This is a genomic window from Salinispora goodfellowii (genome assembly GCF_059570675.1).
Genome location: NZ_JCANTD010000031.1, coordinates 1 through 16,454, shown reverse-complemented (window position 1 = coordinate 16,454; position 16,454 = coordinate 1). Strand labels below are relative to the sequence as shown.

The window sequence follows — 16,454 nt, the reverse complement described above, 5'->3', positions numbered from 1 at the left end:
GGTGGGCGAACAGGCGACGGATTTCGTTGCTGCTCAACGGGATCAGGCTGTGCTTGCTTGCGGTGGTGCCCCCTTTGCGGCTTCGAGGGCGCGGGTGACGACGAGGAACGCGGCGGCGGCCATGGCCAGGGTGATGTGGGCGTACCAGGCGTCGTAGCGGCGGACCTGGTACTGGTCCAGGCCGACCTCGTTCTTCGCGGTCTGGAACGATTCCTCCACCGACCAACGGGTGCCGGCGACCCGCACCAGTTCCCGCAGCCGGGTGCCGCGTGGGCCGAAGCAGACGTAGTAGGCGATCTCGCTCGGGTCGCTGATCGAACGCCGGGCCAGCACCCAGCCCCGGCGGCCGTGGGCGAAGGTACGCCGGATCGGCACCCGGGCCCAGTCGTAGCGGCGCGGCCCGTGCGCGCCATCGCCGCACGACAGGCGCTGCCACGCGCCGGGGCGCACCCTGGTGATCAGCTCATCGACGCGGGTGGTGGTGTGCAACCCGGAAGGCACCGCGTCGTCGCAGCGGGTGGCCATCACGTAGGCGATGTCCTGATCCTCCAGCCAGCCCCGCAGGCCGGGATTCTGCCCGTATGCCTCGTCCCCGGTGAACCAGGAAAAGGGCACCTCAGCCTTGACCGCCCGCTGCAGCATGGCCTGTGCCTGCTGCGGCTTGGTGGCGAACTCGACGGCGTCCGGGATCGCCGCCGCCCGGCACCGGTCCCGATCACCAGTCCACGATTTCGGCAGGTACAACTCCCGATCGATCAACGCCCGACCCCGGCTCGCGGCATAGCACAGGAACGTGCCGACCTGACAGTTCTCGGTCTTGCCCGCCGTGCCCGAATACTGCCGCTGGACCCCCGCCGAGGCGCGGCCCTTCTTGATGAACCCGGTCTCGTCGGCGACGAGCACCCCAGCCGCATCGCCGATCTGCTCCACGACGTAGCCGCGCACGTCATCACGGACCGCGTCACGGTCCCACGCCGGGCTGCACAACATGCCCTGCAACCCGTCCGGCGACACATGCCCAGCCTGCTCGGCAAGCGTCCACCCGTTGCGCCGCTCCAACGACGCCAGCAACCCCCGCACATACGCCCACGCCCGCCGCCGCGGCTCCACCCGAGTAAACCGATGCGAGAACCGGAAGAACAACTCCTCCAACCCGGCATCCCACGACCCGACCAACTGCTCATCCACCACAACCAGCCAACGAGCGACCAGCAGTCGAAGCCACGACCCGCCGTTGCAGTATTAACTCCCGTTGGCCTCAATCCCTTGACACGTTCCGGTTCAAACGAGCCGTGCGGCGCTGGTATCGCTGCAGCACCCCGGGAACCTGTTCACGGAAGGTGTGCCGGCAGCCGCGCGTGGGGCACACCAGACGCCGCACCCGCACACGGACCACCACCCGCCGCCCATCGACCGGATCGTCGGCCACTATCCGCCAGTGACAGCCGTGCACCCGTCCCAACGAGGCCCCACATATCGAGCAGACCGCAGCGTCCCGCGGCGTGCGGGCCAGCACCACGATCCGCTCACCCTCGTCGGCCACGTCCTCGATGACCAGCGGGGACAGCCCCGAGAACACCGTCTGTACAAGCCCATTGGCATCCACCACATAGGAACAACGACACCAGCCACCCTCTGTCACCACCGAATGTGAGACAGGGCCGTTAGTTGTACACACCCCACCGGCGCCCGCATGCCCCGCATGAACTCGATCATGGAACGCTGGATCCGAGCCTGCCGCCACGAACTCCTCGACCGGACCCTAATCCTCAACCAGTCCCACCTGATGCACGCCCTACGCGAGTACGAACACCACCACAACGAACACCGAGGGCACCGGGGCAGCGCCAACGCCCCACCACGGGCACCGCTACCCGCCCCGATCACCGACCGCAACCGACTCGCTCAACTGAACACCCACCGACGCGACCGACTCAGCGGAATCCTCCACGAATACGACCATGCCGCTTGACCAGCACAGATAGCATTTCGGCACCCGCACGGTACAGGGTTCAGTCGTCCATGCGCTCTAGAGTGGCCGAAAGTGCTGTACCGACTTCCCTCAGAGGGCTCGGATGCATGAGGGCGTGGTGATGGCCGTCTACCACCACGTTCCTCAGGTGCCCCGTGACATGGGGTCGCCAGGACTCATGTAGGACACCGTAGGCCGGTCGGCTACGACCCGCGCTGAAGAAGAGCAGGTCTCCATCGAAAGCGAGCTCCACCGGCTCACGCAGCAGCTGGACGTGGCGGCTGAAGATGTCCGGCAGCGCGGCAAGGGCGTCGGCGCTCAGGCCGGACACCGGACTGTCGGGAAGCCGAAGCCGTTCAACCAACCGGCCACGGCCCAGCGTGCCGTCGCTGCATGCCTCGGGTGCGAGCCCCAGGCTGGTCAAGACCTCGGCCAGGAGGTCGGGTTCGTCGAAGGAGCCCGCCAGTTCCTGCCACTCGGGTGGGTACGAGTCGAGCAGGGCGAGCAGCGCCACTTCCTCGCCCTGCTGGCGCAGCCGGGTAGCGATGGAGTGCGCCACGTTTCCACCGAACGACCAACCGAGCAGGTGATACGGCCCGCCGGGCTGGACACGGCGGATACAGGTGAGATAAGCGTCGGTCAGCTCGGCCATAGATCGTGCCATGGGCAGCCCAGCCAGACCGGGCGTCTGCAGGGCGTATATCGGTCGATCGGGTCCGAGGTAGCGGGTCAGCCCCGCGTAGGACCAGGCGATGCCGATCGCCGGGTGCACACAGAACAGCGGCGGTTTGCGGCCCCGGGTGCGCAGCGGCAAGATGATCTCAAGATCCGCCACGACGCCTAGGGCGTCACTGAGGAGTGCCACTGTGGGCGCCTTGATCAGGTCCTCGACCGATATGTTGACGCGCAGCGCGTCGCGGATGGCCATGACGAGCCGCATGCCGAGCGGTGAGTTCCCGCCCAGTTCGAAGAACCCGTCGTCGATGCCGACCGACGGGACCCCCAGCACATCGGCGAAGAGCGTGCAGAGCAGCTTCTCCCGTGGCGTACGAGCCGGCTGGCTCCGCTCCGGCTCGGCAACGGCAACGGGTTTCTCCGTCACGCTGCCCAGCATGCGTTCGTCGGCAGCGCTCATGCGAGTTCTCCCCAGAGTCGGGCCGTGGTGTCGTCGAGCACGGCGAACCGATCGATCAGGCGTCCCAGTACGGTGGCGGAGCCGGTCGCCTCGTACCTCAGAGCGAGCACGCCCAAGGCCCGCCAGTGCCGGATCGCCTCCTCACAGAGCTCCCGTGTCGTGCCGGACGCGTCGGCCTTCTCCAAGGAACGGCTCATCAGGGTCAGACTAGGCACGCAGTACAGAACAGTGCTGTGGATGAAGAGCCGCCTGGCGCCGAACTCGGAACTGCGGCCGGGGTCCTCGAAGCACTCCGTGCAGAGCCGTTGGTAGTCCTTGATCGCTTCGTGAAACCGGCGCTCTTCCGCGAAGCGGCGAGCCTGCCCGCGAAGGTGCCCCTCAAGCCCGGCTGTTCCGGCCTCCTTGCCGCCGGCCATGGCGGTCACGACGTAGAACGTGCCCATGCAGTCATGTGCGTCGCTCTGGATCCGGTCGCTGATGGCGTTCTCGAACGAGCTGAAGTCGAGCCAGGCCCGGCAACTAAAGCGTTTGGCGTCGACCACCATACAGTCGAAGACGCGCAGGTGGGAAAGGTCGTCAGCGACCTCTTCGATCACGATGGAGTGCAGGTACGAGCTGGTGCGCCCGTAGACTTTGGCATAGTTCAGGTGGGAGGTGTTGACCCAGACGACCACCCTGCCGAACCGGTCGACCAGACTCTTGAGCTGGGCGCCGACGTCTCCGTACGAGATCGGAACCCTGGTGAGCTCGAACCCGGAGCGGCGCATGCCGAGCACTCCGGCCTCCTCGACCGGGAAGATATACTCAGGGTAACCCGACTCGTCCAGGCCGGTCTGGAAGAGATAGGCGTCGCCTCGCTCGAACAGGCTCTGCTCGGTGATGTCCCTTCCCTTCGCTCCGGCCAGGGACCTGAAGCTGCCCGTGAAGCAATTCACGGCGAATTCGGGGTAACTCTCGATGATTCGGCTGGGCATCAGTGCTCTCCTGGTTTGTCGTCGGGTTCGGCTGTCCGTACGGCCGGGACCCCGCACGGAGAAGAGTGATCGGTTGCTCCGATACCGCCGCAGCGACGGCACCGACCCCGTGGTGGGAGTCGGTGCCGTCCATCTGCCACGGCCGTCGTCGATGTCGGATCTTCGTATGTTGAAGCGGGCCCGAATAGAGACCCTTGTCCCACCTCCACCAGAGCCTCCTTACGGACCCAGCGGCGGAGGAAGGCGAGCGTGGGGTCAGGCGCCATCCGTACGGTGGCGGCCGCTGCGGGTCGAGGACCCATTCGGCGAGGCGCCGTTCGAAGACGAATCCGGCTTGGATTTTCACGTTGACCCCCGCGGCGGACCGGCCCGTCGCCGTGATGGTGACTCTCGTACGGGAGAGGCTGACCCAGAGATCCGGCAGATCGTGGACAAACGGCTTCCCGTGGTCCACGGCACCGCAGCCGGGACACCGCTGCTTGACCACGAGCGACGTCGAGGGCACGTGTGTGAGCCGCGCCGCGCAGATCCGCACCAGGACGTGTACGGCCAGGTAGTCGAGCCGGGCCGGAACGTTGAGGCGGGCCGCGCGACTCCGCTCCACGGGCCTGACTATCGTGTCGTGGCCTCTGGCGCAGCTGGGTACATCGACGCTGCCCTCGAGTGTCATAACCGCCGCAGCACGTTGTCCCGCCGGGGCGTTCGTCTGATCCGGCGTGCCGGTGGCAACGTTCAGTGACCCATGCCCATCCCGCCATCGACCGGCAGGACCGCCCCGGTGACGTAGGCCGCGGCGTCGCTGGTCAGGAATTCGGTCGCGGCGGCGACCTCCTCCGGCCGCGCCATCCGGCCGAGCGGCACGCGGCCGATCAGCCCGAGGCGTTGTTCCTCGGAGAGCGCCGCCACCATGTCGGTGTCCGTCAGCCCCGGCGAGACGACGTTCACCGTGATGCTGCGGCGGCCGAACTCCCTTGCCAGGGACCGCGCCATGCCGACCAGTCCCGCTTTGGAGGCTGCATAGTTGGCTTGCCCTGCCTCACCGGAGAGGGCGACGACGGAGGAGATGAAGACGATCCGGCCGAAACGGGCCCGGATCATGCCGCGCGCGACGCTCTTGGCAGCCAGGAACGCCCCTGTGAGGTTGGTCCGCAGCGTCGCTTCGAACTCGTCCTGCGACATGGCGTACAGCGGCCGGTCCCGGACGATGCCGGCGTTGACCACCAGGATCTCGACGGGGCCGTGTGCCTGCTCGGCTTCCCTGACGGCTCGCTTTACGTCGTCGGAGACAGTCACCTCGCACCGTACGGGCAGGGCGCCCGGCGGGCAGTCGCCCGTACGGTACGTGGCCGCCACACGGTCACCACGCTCGACCAACCGGTGCGAGATAGCCCAGCCGATGCCGCGGTTTCCGCCGATCACCAGGGCGGATCGAGACATGCTTCCTCATTCCGGGACGGGCCGGCGGTAGCCGGCGAGGTGGCACCGACACGGCCTGACCAGTTGCCGACTGGGGCTGCAAGTCCGTCCAGCGCCGGTAGATGTGGTCGACGTACGCTTGCCTGTCCGGCGCGCCGAAGGTGACCCACCAGCCGTCGGACACGGCCAGGTCCCCGGGTCACAGGAAGTGCTGTCCCTCCTCGTTGGGGCAGGACCAGGGTGGGTGCGCCTGGGGCATCAAACGGGTTGGACATCAATTTCGGCGCTCCTCTCCGGCTCGGGCGTTTGCTTCACGAGCCGGTTCTCACCAGTGGCGCTGGCCCTTCGGATGCGCCAGAAGTAGAGCGCGCCCAGCACGGCTTCGAAGAGCGAGTACACGACCCAGATCACCACCAGGGCACCGGAACTGTCCCGGTTGGCCATCGCGATGACGAGGATCGTCGGCACGCTCAGCAGCCAGACCACCACGACGCGGGTGAGGAAGACGAAGCGGGTCAGCCCGAAACTCTCCAGTACAGTGCGGCCGAACATGGAGAACATGAAGGCTACCGCGTACATCCACAGGACCCGGGAGGTGTCGACCGCGGTGCTCGTGATCGACGGGTCCGCACTGTCGAGGCCGAACGGGGTGAGCAACAGGGTGGGTAGGAGTATCTGGACAAAGGCGACGGTCATGACGTAGACCGTCCCAACCGTGAGGGCGGCTCGTATGATGTGCGGGACGCGCTCGTGCTTGTTCTCGCCGATCGCGTTGCCCGTCAGGATGCTGCACCCGACGCCCAGCCCGATCAGCGGAATGATCGCCACGTAGTTGAGCGACAGGGCGACGTTGTTGGCGGCCAGTGCGATAGGGCCCAGGATTCCGGCAATCCACACAAAAGATGTGTGACCCATCTCCTCGAGACCGGCGGAGCCGCCGGAGGGGCCACCCTTGCCCAGCCGCGCCCCGAGCACCTTCAGGACATAGCGGGCGCCTCTGCCGATTACCCGGGTGAACCCCGAGTAGAACGTACGGGGCAGACACACCACGTAACCGGCGAACATGACGGAGACGGCGATGAAGGTGGCGATGCCAGAGCCCCGCATCCCGAGTTCTGGCAGTCCGAACCTGCCGAAGATCAGGCCGATGGCCATGATGGCGCCGACGGCCTGGCCGATCAGACCAACCACCATCGGTACCCTCGTTCTCCGAGTGCCGTTGAAGTAGGACGCCAGCGCCATATTGACTGCCATCACCGCGCCGAAGCGAACCGACCATTCCAGGAAGACCGCTTCCAGCGCAACACTGTCGGCCGGCCGGTCGCTGAGCTCCGGTATTCGTATGACGAGCGGAGTAGCGAGCAGCATCAGCACCGCCACCGCCACGGCGAGCAGCATGCCGACGACACCCTCGTCGGCCGCTCCATCGCGGTCGGCACGGCCGTGCGCTTGGGCGACGTACGAGCGCGTGATGCCGACGATCCCGGTTACGAACATGATGATCGTCATGCCGGTGAAGACCGCCGGACCCGAAGCGATGAGAGTCGCCTCCGAATAGCGCGCCAGCGCGATTCGGTCGACGAGCATCATCACCAGGTTGCCGGCCATGCCGAACATCAGGGGAAGAGAGACCCGAACGACTTCGAGCGCCCCAGAGACACTGGCCCGGCTCCGCAGCGCCGTCACGTCGCGGCCTCCGCGACTAGCTCGGTCACACTCTTGACCAGATCCTCACGGGACGTCAGGTCAAAGGGAAAGACCTCGCCTACCTCCAGTACCGTGTCAAGGATCTCCTCTAGGGCAACCAGAAAACGCATCTGGTCGAGCGAGCTGATGATGACCTCGGCCGGCTGGGCGTCGCTCGGCACGTCCCGTGCCGCCGCGAGTTGTGTGAGCAGCTCGTCCACGATTACAGCGATGTTCTGCATGACCAGTAGTCCTATGAATGTGGGGTGAGTGGCACCATGCTGGTGCATCATCCGATCGGGTCGGGTCAGGGAAGCAGGTCGTAGGCCTTGAGCGTGTACGCGAGCCGGTCGAGGCCGATGCCCGCGCAACAGGTCGCCTGGACCCTGCCATCGTGGTTCAGTCCGAAGGAGTCGATGAACGCCGCTCCATGCGCGTTCACGCTGGCGACGGAGAGCTCAGCGTCCTTCATCGGGATCCGTACCTCCAACTTGCTACCGCTCATCAGCTGGGCGTTGCGGGTGATGGTGGGTTCGTCACCGAAGAAGGCGTCGGACGCGCTGACGATGCGGTGTGGGAGACCGAGTGCCGCGAAGAGCTCGGCGTACGCCTTCAGAAGATCCTGGAAATACCCGCCGACCGCCTCCTCCGTGCCCAGACCGACGAGTTCGTACATGGTGAATTCGGCAAGCCGGGTCGCCGTGTGGTTGTACGACTCGTGGCGGAATACCTTCCCCTCGATGCCGAACATGCCGGACGAGTGGCGTTCCATGAGCGCCGGCGCTTGGGCGTACACGTGATAGCAGGTGACCGGGTTGAGTACCATGTCCGACGGCTCGTAGAACGACGCCCGCGCGTCTTCCTGGCCAGGCCGGAGCAGGGCGACCGAGACGCTGTCCCAGTAGTCGGACCGGATCCGAGACACTGCGTTCACTAGGTTGGGGAACTTGCGGTAGTAGCCCGCCTTAACCAGCACGTCACGGGAGATCAGTGCGGATCCGCCCAGTTGCGGTACGTCGAACCGAGCCGCCAAGTGGTCGCGTACCAGAGTGCGGGCGGCGTCCATCGCGCCGCCCCAGTCGGGCCCCTGAAGGTGCACCCCGGGTCCGACCTCCATCCGGTCGTCGTATGGGAGGGCACAGCTGGCTCCCGGGCGACCGGCTTCCTCCACCACCACCTTGGTGGGACCAGTGCGCTGCCCACGCAGGAAGTGTCGTACAACATCGCCCAGTTCCTGGTCCGACAGGTTCGCGGAGACTCCGACGATGAACCCGGGGTCGGCCTGGGTCACGGTCGCGTCGCCGTAGAAGAAGACGAGAGCCTTCCTTAGCTCCTCGAGTGACTGCCCGTCGACCGGCTTCTCGAAGCGGAAGGCCATCAGAAGAGCTGCCGCATCGGGACGAAGTCCGTAAGAAGGATGGCGCGTTCGCCGGGACCGTCGCCGGCGCTCTTCCTGATTGGACCCACGTAGTGGCTGACCAGCTTGTCGGTGATGCCGTAGGCCTCGAGCGGAAGCGTCAGCTCGAAAGAGGCGATAATATCGTCCTCGGGCACCTGGTGCGGCTGCATGCCGCGGTACTTGGGTGGAGCGACGATGTTTTCGCCGCCCTCCGCGTTGTGCCGGTACATAAGGTGGGCGAAGACGAACGGTTCCCCGTCCTGGTGCAGTTCGTTCGGCGACGACACGGCTACGCCACCGTCTTCGTCGATCGAGAGCTTGATAAAGTGCACTCCCACATGCAACGGCCATACGGAGTCGACGTCATTCCAGCGGGTCTGCTGGAAGTCGAAGTCGATAATGTCCCGGAGCAGCCGGTTGTTGCGGCCCCGCTCACTGATGGCGGGGAGGTTGCGCACCACACCCGGGTACTCGGGGTTGTGGTCACCCTGATAGTAGCCGTTCATCCCGCCGCGCGACTGGTCCTCGGTCGCCGGGATCCAGCTGAATTCCTTCGACCACGGCAGATACATGCCGCGGGCATACCGACGGTATCGCCCTGAGCCGACCGCGTACGGGTCCTCCGGGAGGTTGTCGTACTCGGTGGCCAGCTCCCGATAGGCGTTGTCTCTTTCCGTGATGCCGAATACCTCGGCGAGGGCCCACCTATCGAAACCGGCCTGAGTGAGTTTTGGGTCCCGCATGGACACTGTCGAATCCCCCTGTGCGTATCCAAGTCGAAGCGTGACTCAGGAGATCACACCGATTCGAGGCTGTAAACCCTTGTGATCATGCTCAATGGGCAGCCATGAGCCCCGGCTGAAATTTGAACAAATATGGTCATACTGACCTCAGAAGTCTAGCCACGACGCCCCACTTGCCGGAAATAGCTGATACGGTGGCATCGATTTGGTGCTTACTGTTATGCGCTTGGTCCATTCACACATCGGGGGATAAAGTGATTGAGGGCATCCTTCCCGTGCGGGCATTCGGCGAGGATCTCTTCACGGGTTATCCATCGACAGATAGCTATTATTCGGGGGATGTCGCACTCGGCTCCATATCACATAAACGGCGCAATGAGTTCATCTCTGTTCGTCACTGCGCGCGCGGCGAGCGATGGCCCGAATGGTCGTGTCGGCGACACCCATCGTGCCGTCCGCGGACGGCCCCGCAGGCCCGCCGGGGTTGTGGGTAGCATGATCCACTGCTCCGGATATCGGGCCGCAGCCTTTGCGCGCTCCTCTGAACTGTGCAGCATCGACATAGACGCCGAACCGCACGCTCCGCTGCCCGGCGGAGTCCTCGCCAAGGTAGCGTTGCATTCGGAGCGCGCCCGGGTGCGTGAGCTCTCCGAAGTCAATCCCCGCGTCCACTGGGACAGAGCGCTCTTTACGGCGAAGGAGTCGACGTGCAAGGCATGGTTTCCGCTGGCACGATGCCCGCTCGGACTCCATGAAGCAGGAGTATTCCTGCACCCGGCTTTCGGCACGTTCGGCGTTCTTCTGCGCGCGCCTGGGCCACTGGTCGGCAGGCAGGAGCTCAAAGGCTTCACCGGGCATTGGGCCACAAGAAACGGTCTATTCATGTCCGTCATCACAGTTTCCATTGCCGGTATTAACGAGAGGTGCTAAGATGTCGAGCAATATTGACTCCAGGGTTGCCGATGTACTGCGTAGCGTCGCGGAGCGTCCGGGCTCGTTCGAAATTTCGGGCGATCAGCACCTGAGCGCCGACCTTGGAATCGATTCCCTTAAGTTCATCGATGTAATTGTCCAGGTGGAAGCGGAGTTTGACATCGAACTCGGTGACGACTTCCCGCGCGACCTAGCCACCGTGGCGGATCTTGGCCAGCACATCGCGGCCGTCATCGCCAAGTAGCCGCATCCACCGCTGCTGTCGCCTTCCGGCTGCGGCGGCTTTGCCATGGAGAGACGCGTGTTTGAATTCTGCCTTGACCGGGTCGCCCTGTGCGCGGTGGCCCCGGGGGAGTCATCGGACGGCGCCCCCGTGGGCGTGCCGGAGGACTTCCAGCAAGTCGTCGGGAGCGCGGGTGACAGGTTCCGCGACTGGTTTACCCGGCTGTGCCTGTACCTCGTGCTCCAGAATGAGTACGAGCGCGGGGCCGGCGAGACCGTGATCATCGGAACCGAGTACGGGAACTTCGGTGCGATGGTGGGACTGCAGCGTACGGCGATGTCTAAGGGCAGGCTAGTCTCGGCCCAGTACTTCCCCAACGCCCTGACCAGCTCCGCGTCCGCGTTCGTCAACCTCGCGATCGGCGCCACCGGCCGGAACATGACGCTCAACGCGGCTCAGCTCACCCCGGTCGTCACTTTCTGGCAAATGCTGGCCACGCTCGGCAAGGGGAGCCCGTCGACGGGTCACCTCCTCGTCGGCGATGTCTACGCCCCCGAGGCGCTGGCCGACGCGCGGCGCGAGGACGCCGGCCTGCGTTGCAACTCCGGTGTCACCCATGCCCGGCTTCGCACCGGCGACGACTACTCGGCGAGCTTCGACTTCCGGAAGGAGGCCCCAGTCGCTGTGGCGCCCTCGCCGACGGGCGGCCGGGCCTGGGTTGTACGGACAGGGGCGGACGCCACCGAGGCGACCACCCAGGTAGCGGAACACTTCGGCAGGAACGGGGCCTTCATCACCGCCGGCTTCTTCCAGATGCTGCGTGGTCTTACTCCAGGCGGGAGTGCGGTCCTCGAGTGCCGCACCCCATCGGGCAAGTGCGCCAGTGTGACCGTAACAAAGAGGAGTTCGTAATGAGCCGAGGTACCGAACCCGTACTCGTCACCGGCCTCGGAGCCATCTCGCCGGCCGGCGCGGGCAGGGATGCGCTCTGGGACGACCTGTGCAACACCACCACCCGCTTCGAAGAGCTGGAGCCGATCTACGCCGGTATGAAGCCGGGCATCCTGTGCGGCCGTGTTCCTGATTCGGCCCGCGAGCACGCCCAAGAGCTCACCGGCCACCGTCCGTTGTACGGGACGGCCCGCTCGGCTTCCCTGTTTGCCGAGTACGCGGCCCGCGAAGCGCTGGCTGACGCCGGTCTCATCCCCGGGCACCTGGCACTGCGCGACGCCGTGGTCTGCGTGGGTACCAGTGACGGCCAGGCGGACACGCTGGAGGACGTCGTCGCTGGCCGCTGCGACCCGGGCGAGTCGGGCGGGTACTCCAGCTACTCCATCGCGGACGACGTGGCTCGCATCATCGGCACGGTCGGCCCGGCCTTCACCGTGCACAACACTTGCGCCTCGGCCAACGTGGCACTTTCGTGCGCGCTGGAGATGCTTCAGGCGGGAGTGGCCGAGACGGCGGTCGTCGGTGGCGTCGACCCGTACTCCGAGAAGAACCTGATCGGGTTCAACACGTTGCAGGCCATCGGACCCCACGCCTGTCGCCCTTTCGCCAAGGACCGGCGGTACGTGACGCCCTCGGAAGGAGCCGGCTTCCTGATTCTGCGAACCGAGCGGTCCCTGGCGGGTGGCCGCTCGCCCTACGCTGAGTTGCTGGCCTCCGCAGTCAACAACGACGCCAGCCATCCCACAGCCCCGGATCCCGAGGGTGTTGCCGCCTGCCACCGTATGGCGCTCGCCCAGGCCGGCCTCGTAGAGTCCGACATCGACGTCATATTCGCTCACGGCACTGGCAGCCGGGCCAACGACAGCATCGAAGGCGCCATATTCCAGGAGCGCTATCCCAGTGCGGCAATCACCGCGGTCAAGGGGACCATCGGCCACCTTATGGGCGCTGCCGGAGCAGTGGGCGCTGTGGCGTCCTGCATGGCCCTAGAACGCCGCCTGGTGCCCCCCACCAACATCGGCGTCGAGGACCTAGAACTGGACGTCAGCCTCGTCATCGGGAGCTCGCTGGCCGTGCCCCGGCTGCGTCATGTACAGAACAACGCCTTCGGCTTCGGTGGCAACAACTCGATCAGCATTTTCCGGAGCACCACGTGACGAACGTCCTGCCCGAGGGGTCTCCGCTCCGGATGACTATGGATGGTCCACTGGCCGTCCTGACAATAGACAACCCGCCGAAGAACCTCTTCGACGTTGCGATGTGGGACGCCTGGAAGGAGGCGCTGAGGTGGCTCGGCGCCCACCCGCCGCGGGCCCTGCTGATCCGTGCTGAGGGCACGACCGTGAGTGCCGGCGTCGACGTGGAGGTCTTCCGGCGGATGCCGGCGGACGAGGCCGAGTCGTTCTGGGCTGAGCAGTTGGCCACGACCAGGACCCTGGAGCGGCTGCCCTTCCCCACCGTGTTCGCGGCGCACTCCCTGACCCTCACTGCGGCCTTCGAGCTCGCACTCGCCTGCGACCTCATCGTGGCCACCGCATCGGCCCGCTTCGGCTTGGTCGAACGGGTAGTCGGGTTCACCCCTGCGATGGGCGGCACCCAGCGCCTCGCCGAGCGTGCGGGACCGGGCCGGGCACGCGAGGCGGTGATGACCGGCAGGCTTTACCGGGCGACGACCTTGGAACGCTGGGGTGTCGTCAACGAGATCTTCGGCCTGGCCACTTTCCAGGCCGACGCCACCCAGTACGCAATGGACCTGGCGACCGGACCCACGATCGCTCACGCGGCGACCAAGCGGGTCGTCTCGCACTATCTGGCCGGCGGCACCCGGGCCGCGGACGAGGCACTGCCGGGCATCGCTGCCGGGGTGGTCAGGAGTGACGACCACCGCACCTCGGTGGCCGCCTTCCTGGCCGAGGGGCCGAACCACCACGTCACGTGTCACGGCCGCTGAGCAGGAGCGGTACCACGGCATCTGAGTACGACTGGGGGAAAGCACATGAACTTGAGTGATTCAGTCGGGAGGGCTGAATGCCGGTGACGTCCGACCTGGCCGGGCGGCGCTACCCGGTCACCACACCGTACGAGGTTTGCCGGGAGAAGATCCGGGAGTTCGCGGACGCCGTCGGCGATCCGCACCCGGCGTACCGGAACATTGACGCTGCCCGTGCCTTGGGGCATCCCGACGTGATCGCACCACCCGCGTTCGTATTCAGCGTTGTCCACCGTGCGATGGGTGAAGTCCGCGACGACCCCCTCATCGGCCTCGACATGGACCGTGTGGTCCACAGCGAGCAGCACCTCGCCTTCCGCCGCCCGGTCCGATCGGGAGACCGCCTCACGGTCACCGTGCAGATCAACGCAGCCCGGCGCCTGGCAGGCAGCGACGTCCTGTCGACACGTAGCGAGGTGGCGACAGAAGCCGGTGAACTCGTGGCGACGGCGTTCATGACGCTGATCTCCCGCGCCCCCGAGAAGACAAACTGACCCATACCGAGGAGCCAAGTCCCGTGCCCATCACCGACGCAATCCGTCCGGCATCGCGCACTGACCAACCCGTTCGCAGCCGCGTGGCCATCCCACGCCGTCTCCTGATGTGCCGTCCCACCCACTTCGACGTCACCTACTCGATCAACCCATGGATGCACCCGGAGAAGCCTTCCGACAACGACGTCGCGGTTGCCCAGTGGGAGCGGCTGTACGAGCTCTACACGTCACTCGGCCATACGGTGGAGCTCATCGCCCCGGTCCACGGGCTGCCCGACATGGTCTTCGCTGCCAACGGCGCGACCGTCGTCGATGGCAAGGTCCTCGGCGCCCGTTTCCGGCACGTCGAGCGGACTGCCGAGGGTCCGGCGTACCTGGACTGGTTCGAGCGAAAAGGGTTCCAGGAGGTCCTGTGGCCGGAGTTCATCAACGAGGGGGAGGGCGACTACCTCAAGGTCGGCCGCCAGATCCTGGCTGGCACCGGCTTCCGCACGGACCAACGCTCGCACGCCGAGGCTCAGGAGTTCTTCGGGCTGCCAGTCATGAGCCTCACGCTCGTAAACCCAAACCATTACCATCTGGACACCGCCCTGGCGGTACTCTCCGACACGGAGATCATGTACTACCCGGAGGCGTTCTCCGAGGGCAGCCAGGCGGTGTTGCGGGCCATGTTCCCCGACGCCATCCTCGCCCGCCACGAGGATGCGGCAGTCTTCGGTCTCAACGCATTCAGCGACGGCTACAACGTGCTGCTCCCGCAAGCGGCCATCCATTTAATCGCGCGGCTGAAGGGTGAGGGGTTCAATCCCATCGGCGTGGAGTTGTCGGAACTCCTCAAGGCCGGCGGCAGCGTCAAGTGCTGCACCCTGGAGCTCCGATGAGAACGCTCGTACTGGGTCGCCACGAGGACTCTCTGGACTATCTGCGCTACTGCGAGAAAAACGGGATCGAGCCTACGTTCCTGGAACCCCCCTCACTGGCCGGGATTGACCGGGACGCCTGGCGGGAAACTCTTCCGGCCTTGGCAGCAGAGACCGTCGAGCTGGGATTGTTTGACGAGATCGTCTCGTTCCGGGACGACTATCAGGTGCACACGGACCTACTGCGTGACCACCGCGGCTGGCCGACCCGCAGCCTCGACGCCGTGCACCGCCTCACCGATAAGTCGCTGTTTAAGTCCCATCCTTCGGTTCGGGGCCTTGTCGCCCATCACATCGACATCCCGGCCGCGACGGATCCGCCCGAGGCGCTGGGCTGGGTCGAGGAGGAGTTGGGCTTCCCTATCGTCCTCAAGCCCTCCAACGGCTTCTACAGCGCTGGAGTCGTCCGTGTCGACCGGCCCGAGGACTTCCACAAGGCGTTCGTCTCCGTGAAGCGCGTCTGTGGTCTGCTGCATGGCAGCCGGGGCGCGTCCCATGTCATCGCAGAGCAGTACCTGGACGGCGACGAGGTGATGGTGGACGGCTTCGTCGTTCACGGCAAGGTCACCTGCCTCCTGTTCCACATCAAGCTGCCTCGCCTGACCGGTCTTCCGTCCTTCCACGAGACCGGGTGCGTTACCCAGCCCTTCGACGCCGTGAAGGGCGCGGAGTTGCAGAGCGCTCTGGACACTGTCATCGGCGGGTTCGGTCTTGACAACTCCGCTTTCAACGCGGAGTTCCGCTACAACAGTGCCGGACGGCTGCACATCCTGGAGTGCGCGCCGCGGATCTCCGGCGGCGGCGCCTCAGTGCAGAATCTGCTGCGCATCTGCACCGGACTCGACGCGTACAGCATCCAGCACCGCATCGGCCGCGAACCGGTCGACCTCGTTCCTACGCGGCACAGCGCCGCGCTGGAGTACGACTTCTGCGCCGCCAGGAACGGCGACCTCGTGCGCTTGGAGGACACGGTCAGCCGCCTGCGGGAGCTCAAGGCGGACACGATCCTGCAGTATCGCGAGAACGGCCAGTTCGTCTTCGCTCCTCCCCTCAACGTCGAGACAGTGCTCACTGCATACTTTGCCTGCGAAACCCCCCATAGCGCCGTGGAGTTGCTTGACGTGGTCCAACGCACGTGCGTCATCGAAACATCCGCGCAATCCTGATTCCACCGGTCACGTTGGTGCCCGGCGGGGCTGTCTCGCTTAAGGATGTCTCGTAATTCGGTGGAGGCGTTGTGTGGCAACGGTGCTGGTGTCACCCGGCGAGGATGATGTTGTGGAGGTGGGCGTTGCCGGATGCGGTGTCGGTCAATGTGTGGGCGGCGCGGCGGTAGTCGCGCAGGATCGTGAAGGTCTTCATGCGGGCCAGGGCGTGTTCGACCTGGGCTCGGACGGTGCGGTGGTGCCTGTTGAGGTCCTTCTTCCAGTCGGGTAGTTCGCTGCCGTCGGCGGGTTTGCGGTACGGGATGATCACGTCGGGGTTGCCGCGGTAGGCGCCGTCGGCCATGACCGGCCGTCCTGCCAGCTTCTGGTCGATGCCCGAGGTGCGGTAGACGATGGTGTCGTTGCGGTTGCCGGGTTGCGGGTCACCCAGGGCCACGACAAGGTGGGTGTGG

General features: G+C 65.8%; 18 protein-coding genes and 2 pseudogenes. 9 read left to right on the top strand and 11 right to left on the bottom strand.

Annotation, left to right across the window (positions count from 1 at the left end; translation table 11 throughout):
* Positions 1 to 42: 42 nt before the first annotated feature.
* Together T398_RS21990 and T398_RS21985 are read right to left on the bottom strand one after the other, a co-directional pair.
* A complete protein-coding gene (locus tag T398_RS21990; RefSeq protein WP_496449670.1) occupies positions 43 to 1,176 on the bottom strand; it encodes an IS701 family transposase in 1,134 nt (377 codons plus the stop codon).
* Between the two features lie 94 nt (positions 1,177 to 1,270).
* Positions 1,271 to 1,609 (bottom strand): annotated as a pseudogene (locus T398_RS21985) (ISL3 family transposase); the annotation flags it as partial.
* A gap of 78 nt (positions 1,610 to 1,687) precedes the next feature.
* Here T398_RS21985 and T398_RS21980 point away from each other — a divergent pair.
* A pseudogene (locus tag T398_RS21980) lies at positions 1,688 to 1,972 on the top strand (integrase core domain-containing protein); the annotation flags it as partial.
* A 40-nt stretch (positions 1,973 to 2,012) separates the two neighbouring features.
* Here the strand turns inward: T398_RS21980 and T398_RS21975 are convergent.
* From T398_RS21975 to T398_RS21940, 8 genes are all read right to left on the bottom strand, one after another.
* Positions 2,013 to 3,107 (bottom strand): thioesterase domain-containing protein, encoded by a 1,095-nt coding sequence (locus tag T398_RS21975; RefSeq protein ID WP_496449612.1) that lies wholly within the window; start codon positions 3,105 to 3,107, stop codon positions 2,013 to 2,015.
* Positions 3,104 to 4,081: a hypothetical protein gene (locus tag T398_RS21970; protein ID WP_496449611.1), complete on the bottom strand. Its 978-nt coding sequence runs from the start codon at positions 4,079 to 4,081 to the stop codon at positions 3,104 to 3,106. Before T398_RS21970 ends, T398_RS21975 begins: the two co-directional genes overlap by 4 nt.
* 732 nt (positions 4,082 to 4,813) lie before the next feature.
* Entirely contained in the window at positions 4,814 to 5,518 is a 705-nt protein-coding gene (gene fabG, locus T398_RS21965; RefSeq protein ID WP_496449609.1) for a 3-oxoacyl-ACP reductase FabG, read from the bottom strand.
* A complete protein-coding gene (locus tag T398_RS21960) occupies positions 5,439 to 5,687 on the bottom strand; it encodes an MbtH family NRPS accessory protein (protein ID WP_496449668.1) in 249 nt (82 codons plus the stop codon). Before T398_RS21960 ends, fabG begins: the two co-directional genes overlap by 80 nt.
* A 68-nt stretch (positions 5,688 to 5,755) precedes the next feature.
* Positions 5,756 to 7,183 (bottom strand): MATE family efflux transporter, encoded by a 1,428-nt coding sequence (locus tag T398_RS21955; RefSeq protein WP_496449607.1) that lies wholly within the window; start codon positions 7,181 to 7,183, stop codon positions 5,756 to 5,758.
* A complete protein-coding gene (locus tag T398_RS21950; RefSeq protein ID WP_496449606.1) occupies positions 7,180 to 7,425 on the bottom strand; it encodes a hypothetical protein in 246 nt (81 codons plus the stop codon). The genes T398_RS21955 and T398_RS21950 overlap by 4 nt, the downstream gene beginning before the upstream one ends.
* 65 nt (positions 7,426 to 7,490) lie before the next feature.
* Positions 7,491 to 8,561: a class-II aminoacyl-tRNA synthetase family protein gene (locus T398_RS21945; protein ID WP_496449604.1), complete on the bottom strand. Its 1,071-nt coding sequence runs from the start codon at positions 8,559 to 8,561 to the stop codon at positions 7,491 to 7,493.
* Complete coding sequence (locus T398_RS21940) at positions 8,561 to 9,325, bottom strand: 2OG-Fe dioxygenase family protein (protein WP_496449666.1); 765 nt, start codon at positions 9,323 to 9,325, stop codon at positions 8,561 to 8,563. The genes T398_RS21945 and T398_RS21940 overlap by 1 nt, the downstream gene beginning before the upstream one ends.
* A gap of 339 nt (positions 9,326 to 9,664) precedes the next feature.
* On the opposite strand from T398_RS21940, the gene T398_RS21935 reads away from it, so the two are divergent.
* The 8 genes from T398_RS21935 (at position 9,665) to T398_RS21900 (ending at position 16,002) form a co-directional block, all read left to right on the top strand.
* On the top strand, positions 9,665 to 10,255 hold the full coding sequence (locus T398_RS21935) for a 4'-phosphopantetheinyl transferase family protein (protein WP_496449603.1): 591 nt from the start codon (positions 9,665 to 9,667) through the stop codon (positions 10,253 to 10,255).
* A 1-nt stretch (position 10,256) separates the two neighbouring features.
* Positions 10,257 to 10,502 carry an acyl carrier protein gene (locus T398_RS21930; protein WP_496449601.1) on the top strand — a complete coding sequence of 82 codons (246 nt, stop codon included), beginning with the start codon at positions 10,257 to 10,259 and terminating at the stop codon, positions 10,500 to 10,502.
* Between the two features lie 57 nt (positions 10,503 to 10,559).
* Positions 10,560 to 11,393, top strand: a complete 834-nt coding sequence (locus T398_RS21925) for a hypothetical protein (RefSeq protein ID WP_496449600.1) — start codon at positions 10,560 to 10,562, stop codon at positions 11,391 to 11,393.
* Entirely contained in the window at positions 11,357 to 12,589 is a 1,233-nt protein-coding gene (locus T398_RS21920; RefSeq protein ID WP_496449599.1) for a beta-ketoacyl synthase N-terminal-like domain-containing protein, read from the top strand. The genes T398_RS21925 and T398_RS21920 overlap by 37 nt, the downstream gene beginning before the upstream one ends.
* Entirely contained in the window at positions 12,586 to 13,383 is a 798-nt protein-coding gene (locus tag T398_RS21915) for an enoyl-CoA hydratase/isomerase family protein (RefSeq protein WP_496449597.1), read from the top strand. The genes T398_RS21920 and T398_RS21915 overlap by 4 nt, the downstream gene beginning before the upstream one ends.
* A gap of 77 nt (positions 13,384 to 13,460) precedes the next feature.
* A complete protein-coding gene (locus T398_RS21910) occupies positions 13,461 to 13,916 on the top strand; it encodes an FAS1-like dehydratase domain-containing protein (RefSeq protein ID WP_496449595.1) in 456 nt (151 codons plus the stop codon).
* Between the two features lie 41 nt (positions 13,917 to 13,957).
* Complete coding sequence (gene ddaH, locus T398_RS21905; protein ID WP_496449665.1) at positions 13,958 to 14,797, top strand: dimethylargininase; 840 nt, start codon at positions 13,958 to 13,960, stop codon at positions 14,795 to 14,797.
* Positions 14,794 to 16,002: an ATP-grasp domain-containing protein gene (locus tag T398_RS21900; RefSeq protein WP_496449593.1), complete on the top strand. Its 1,209-nt coding sequence runs from the start codon at positions 14,794 to 14,796 to the stop codon at positions 16,000 to 16,002. Before ddaH ends, T398_RS21900 begins: the two co-directional genes overlap by 4 nt.
* A gap of 91 nt (positions 16,003 to 16,093) precedes the next feature.
* Here T398_RS21900 and T398_RS21895 read toward each other — a convergent pair.
* Positions 16,094 to 16,454: transposase family protein (locus T398_RS21895; protein WP_496449591.1), on the bottom strand; the 361-nt coding region annotated here is incomplete at its 5' end.

Excerpts from the sequence above, each read along its gene's own strand:
- T398_RS21935 (WP_496449603.1), top strand. The coding sequence starts at position 9,665 with ATGTCGCACTCGGCTCCATATCACATAAACGGCGCAATGAGTTCATCT.
- T398_RS21940 (WP_496449666.1), bottom strand. The coding sequence starts at position 9,325 with ATGCGGGACCCAAAACTCACTCAGGCCGGTTTCGATAGGTGGGCCCTC.
- T398_RS21930 (WP_496449601.1), top strand. The coding sequence starts at position 10,257 with ATGTCGAGCAATATTGACTCCAGGGTTGCCGATGTACTGCGTAGCGTC.
- T398_RS21910 (WP_496449595.1), top strand. The coding sequence starts at position 13,461 with ATGCCGGTGACGTCCGACCTGGCCGGGCGGCGCTACCCGGTCACCACA.
- T398_RS21945 (WP_496449604.1), bottom strand. The coding sequence starts at position 8,561 with ATGGCCTTCCGCTTCGAGAAGCCGGTCGACGGGCAGTCACTCGAGGAG.
- fabG (WP_496449609.1), bottom strand. The coding sequence starts at position 5,518 with ATGTCTCGATCCGCCCTGGTGATCGGCGGAAACCGCGGCATCGGCTGG.
- T398_RS21900 (WP_496449593.1), top strand. The coding sequence starts at position 14,794 with ATGAGAACGCTCGTACTGGGTCGCCACGAGGACTCTCTGGACTATCTG.
- T398_RS21970 (WP_496449611.1), bottom strand. The coding sequence starts at position 4,081 with ATGCCCAGCCGAATCATCGAGAGTTACCCCGAATTCGCCGTGAATTGC.
- T398_RS21975 (WP_496449612.1), bottom strand. The coding sequence starts at position 3,107 with ATGAGCGCTGCCGACGAACGCATGCTGGGCAGCGTGACGGAGAAACCC.
- T398_RS21950 (WP_496449606.1), bottom strand. The coding sequence starts at position 7,425 with ATGCAGAACATCGCTGTAATCGTGGACGAGCTGCTCACACAACTCGCG.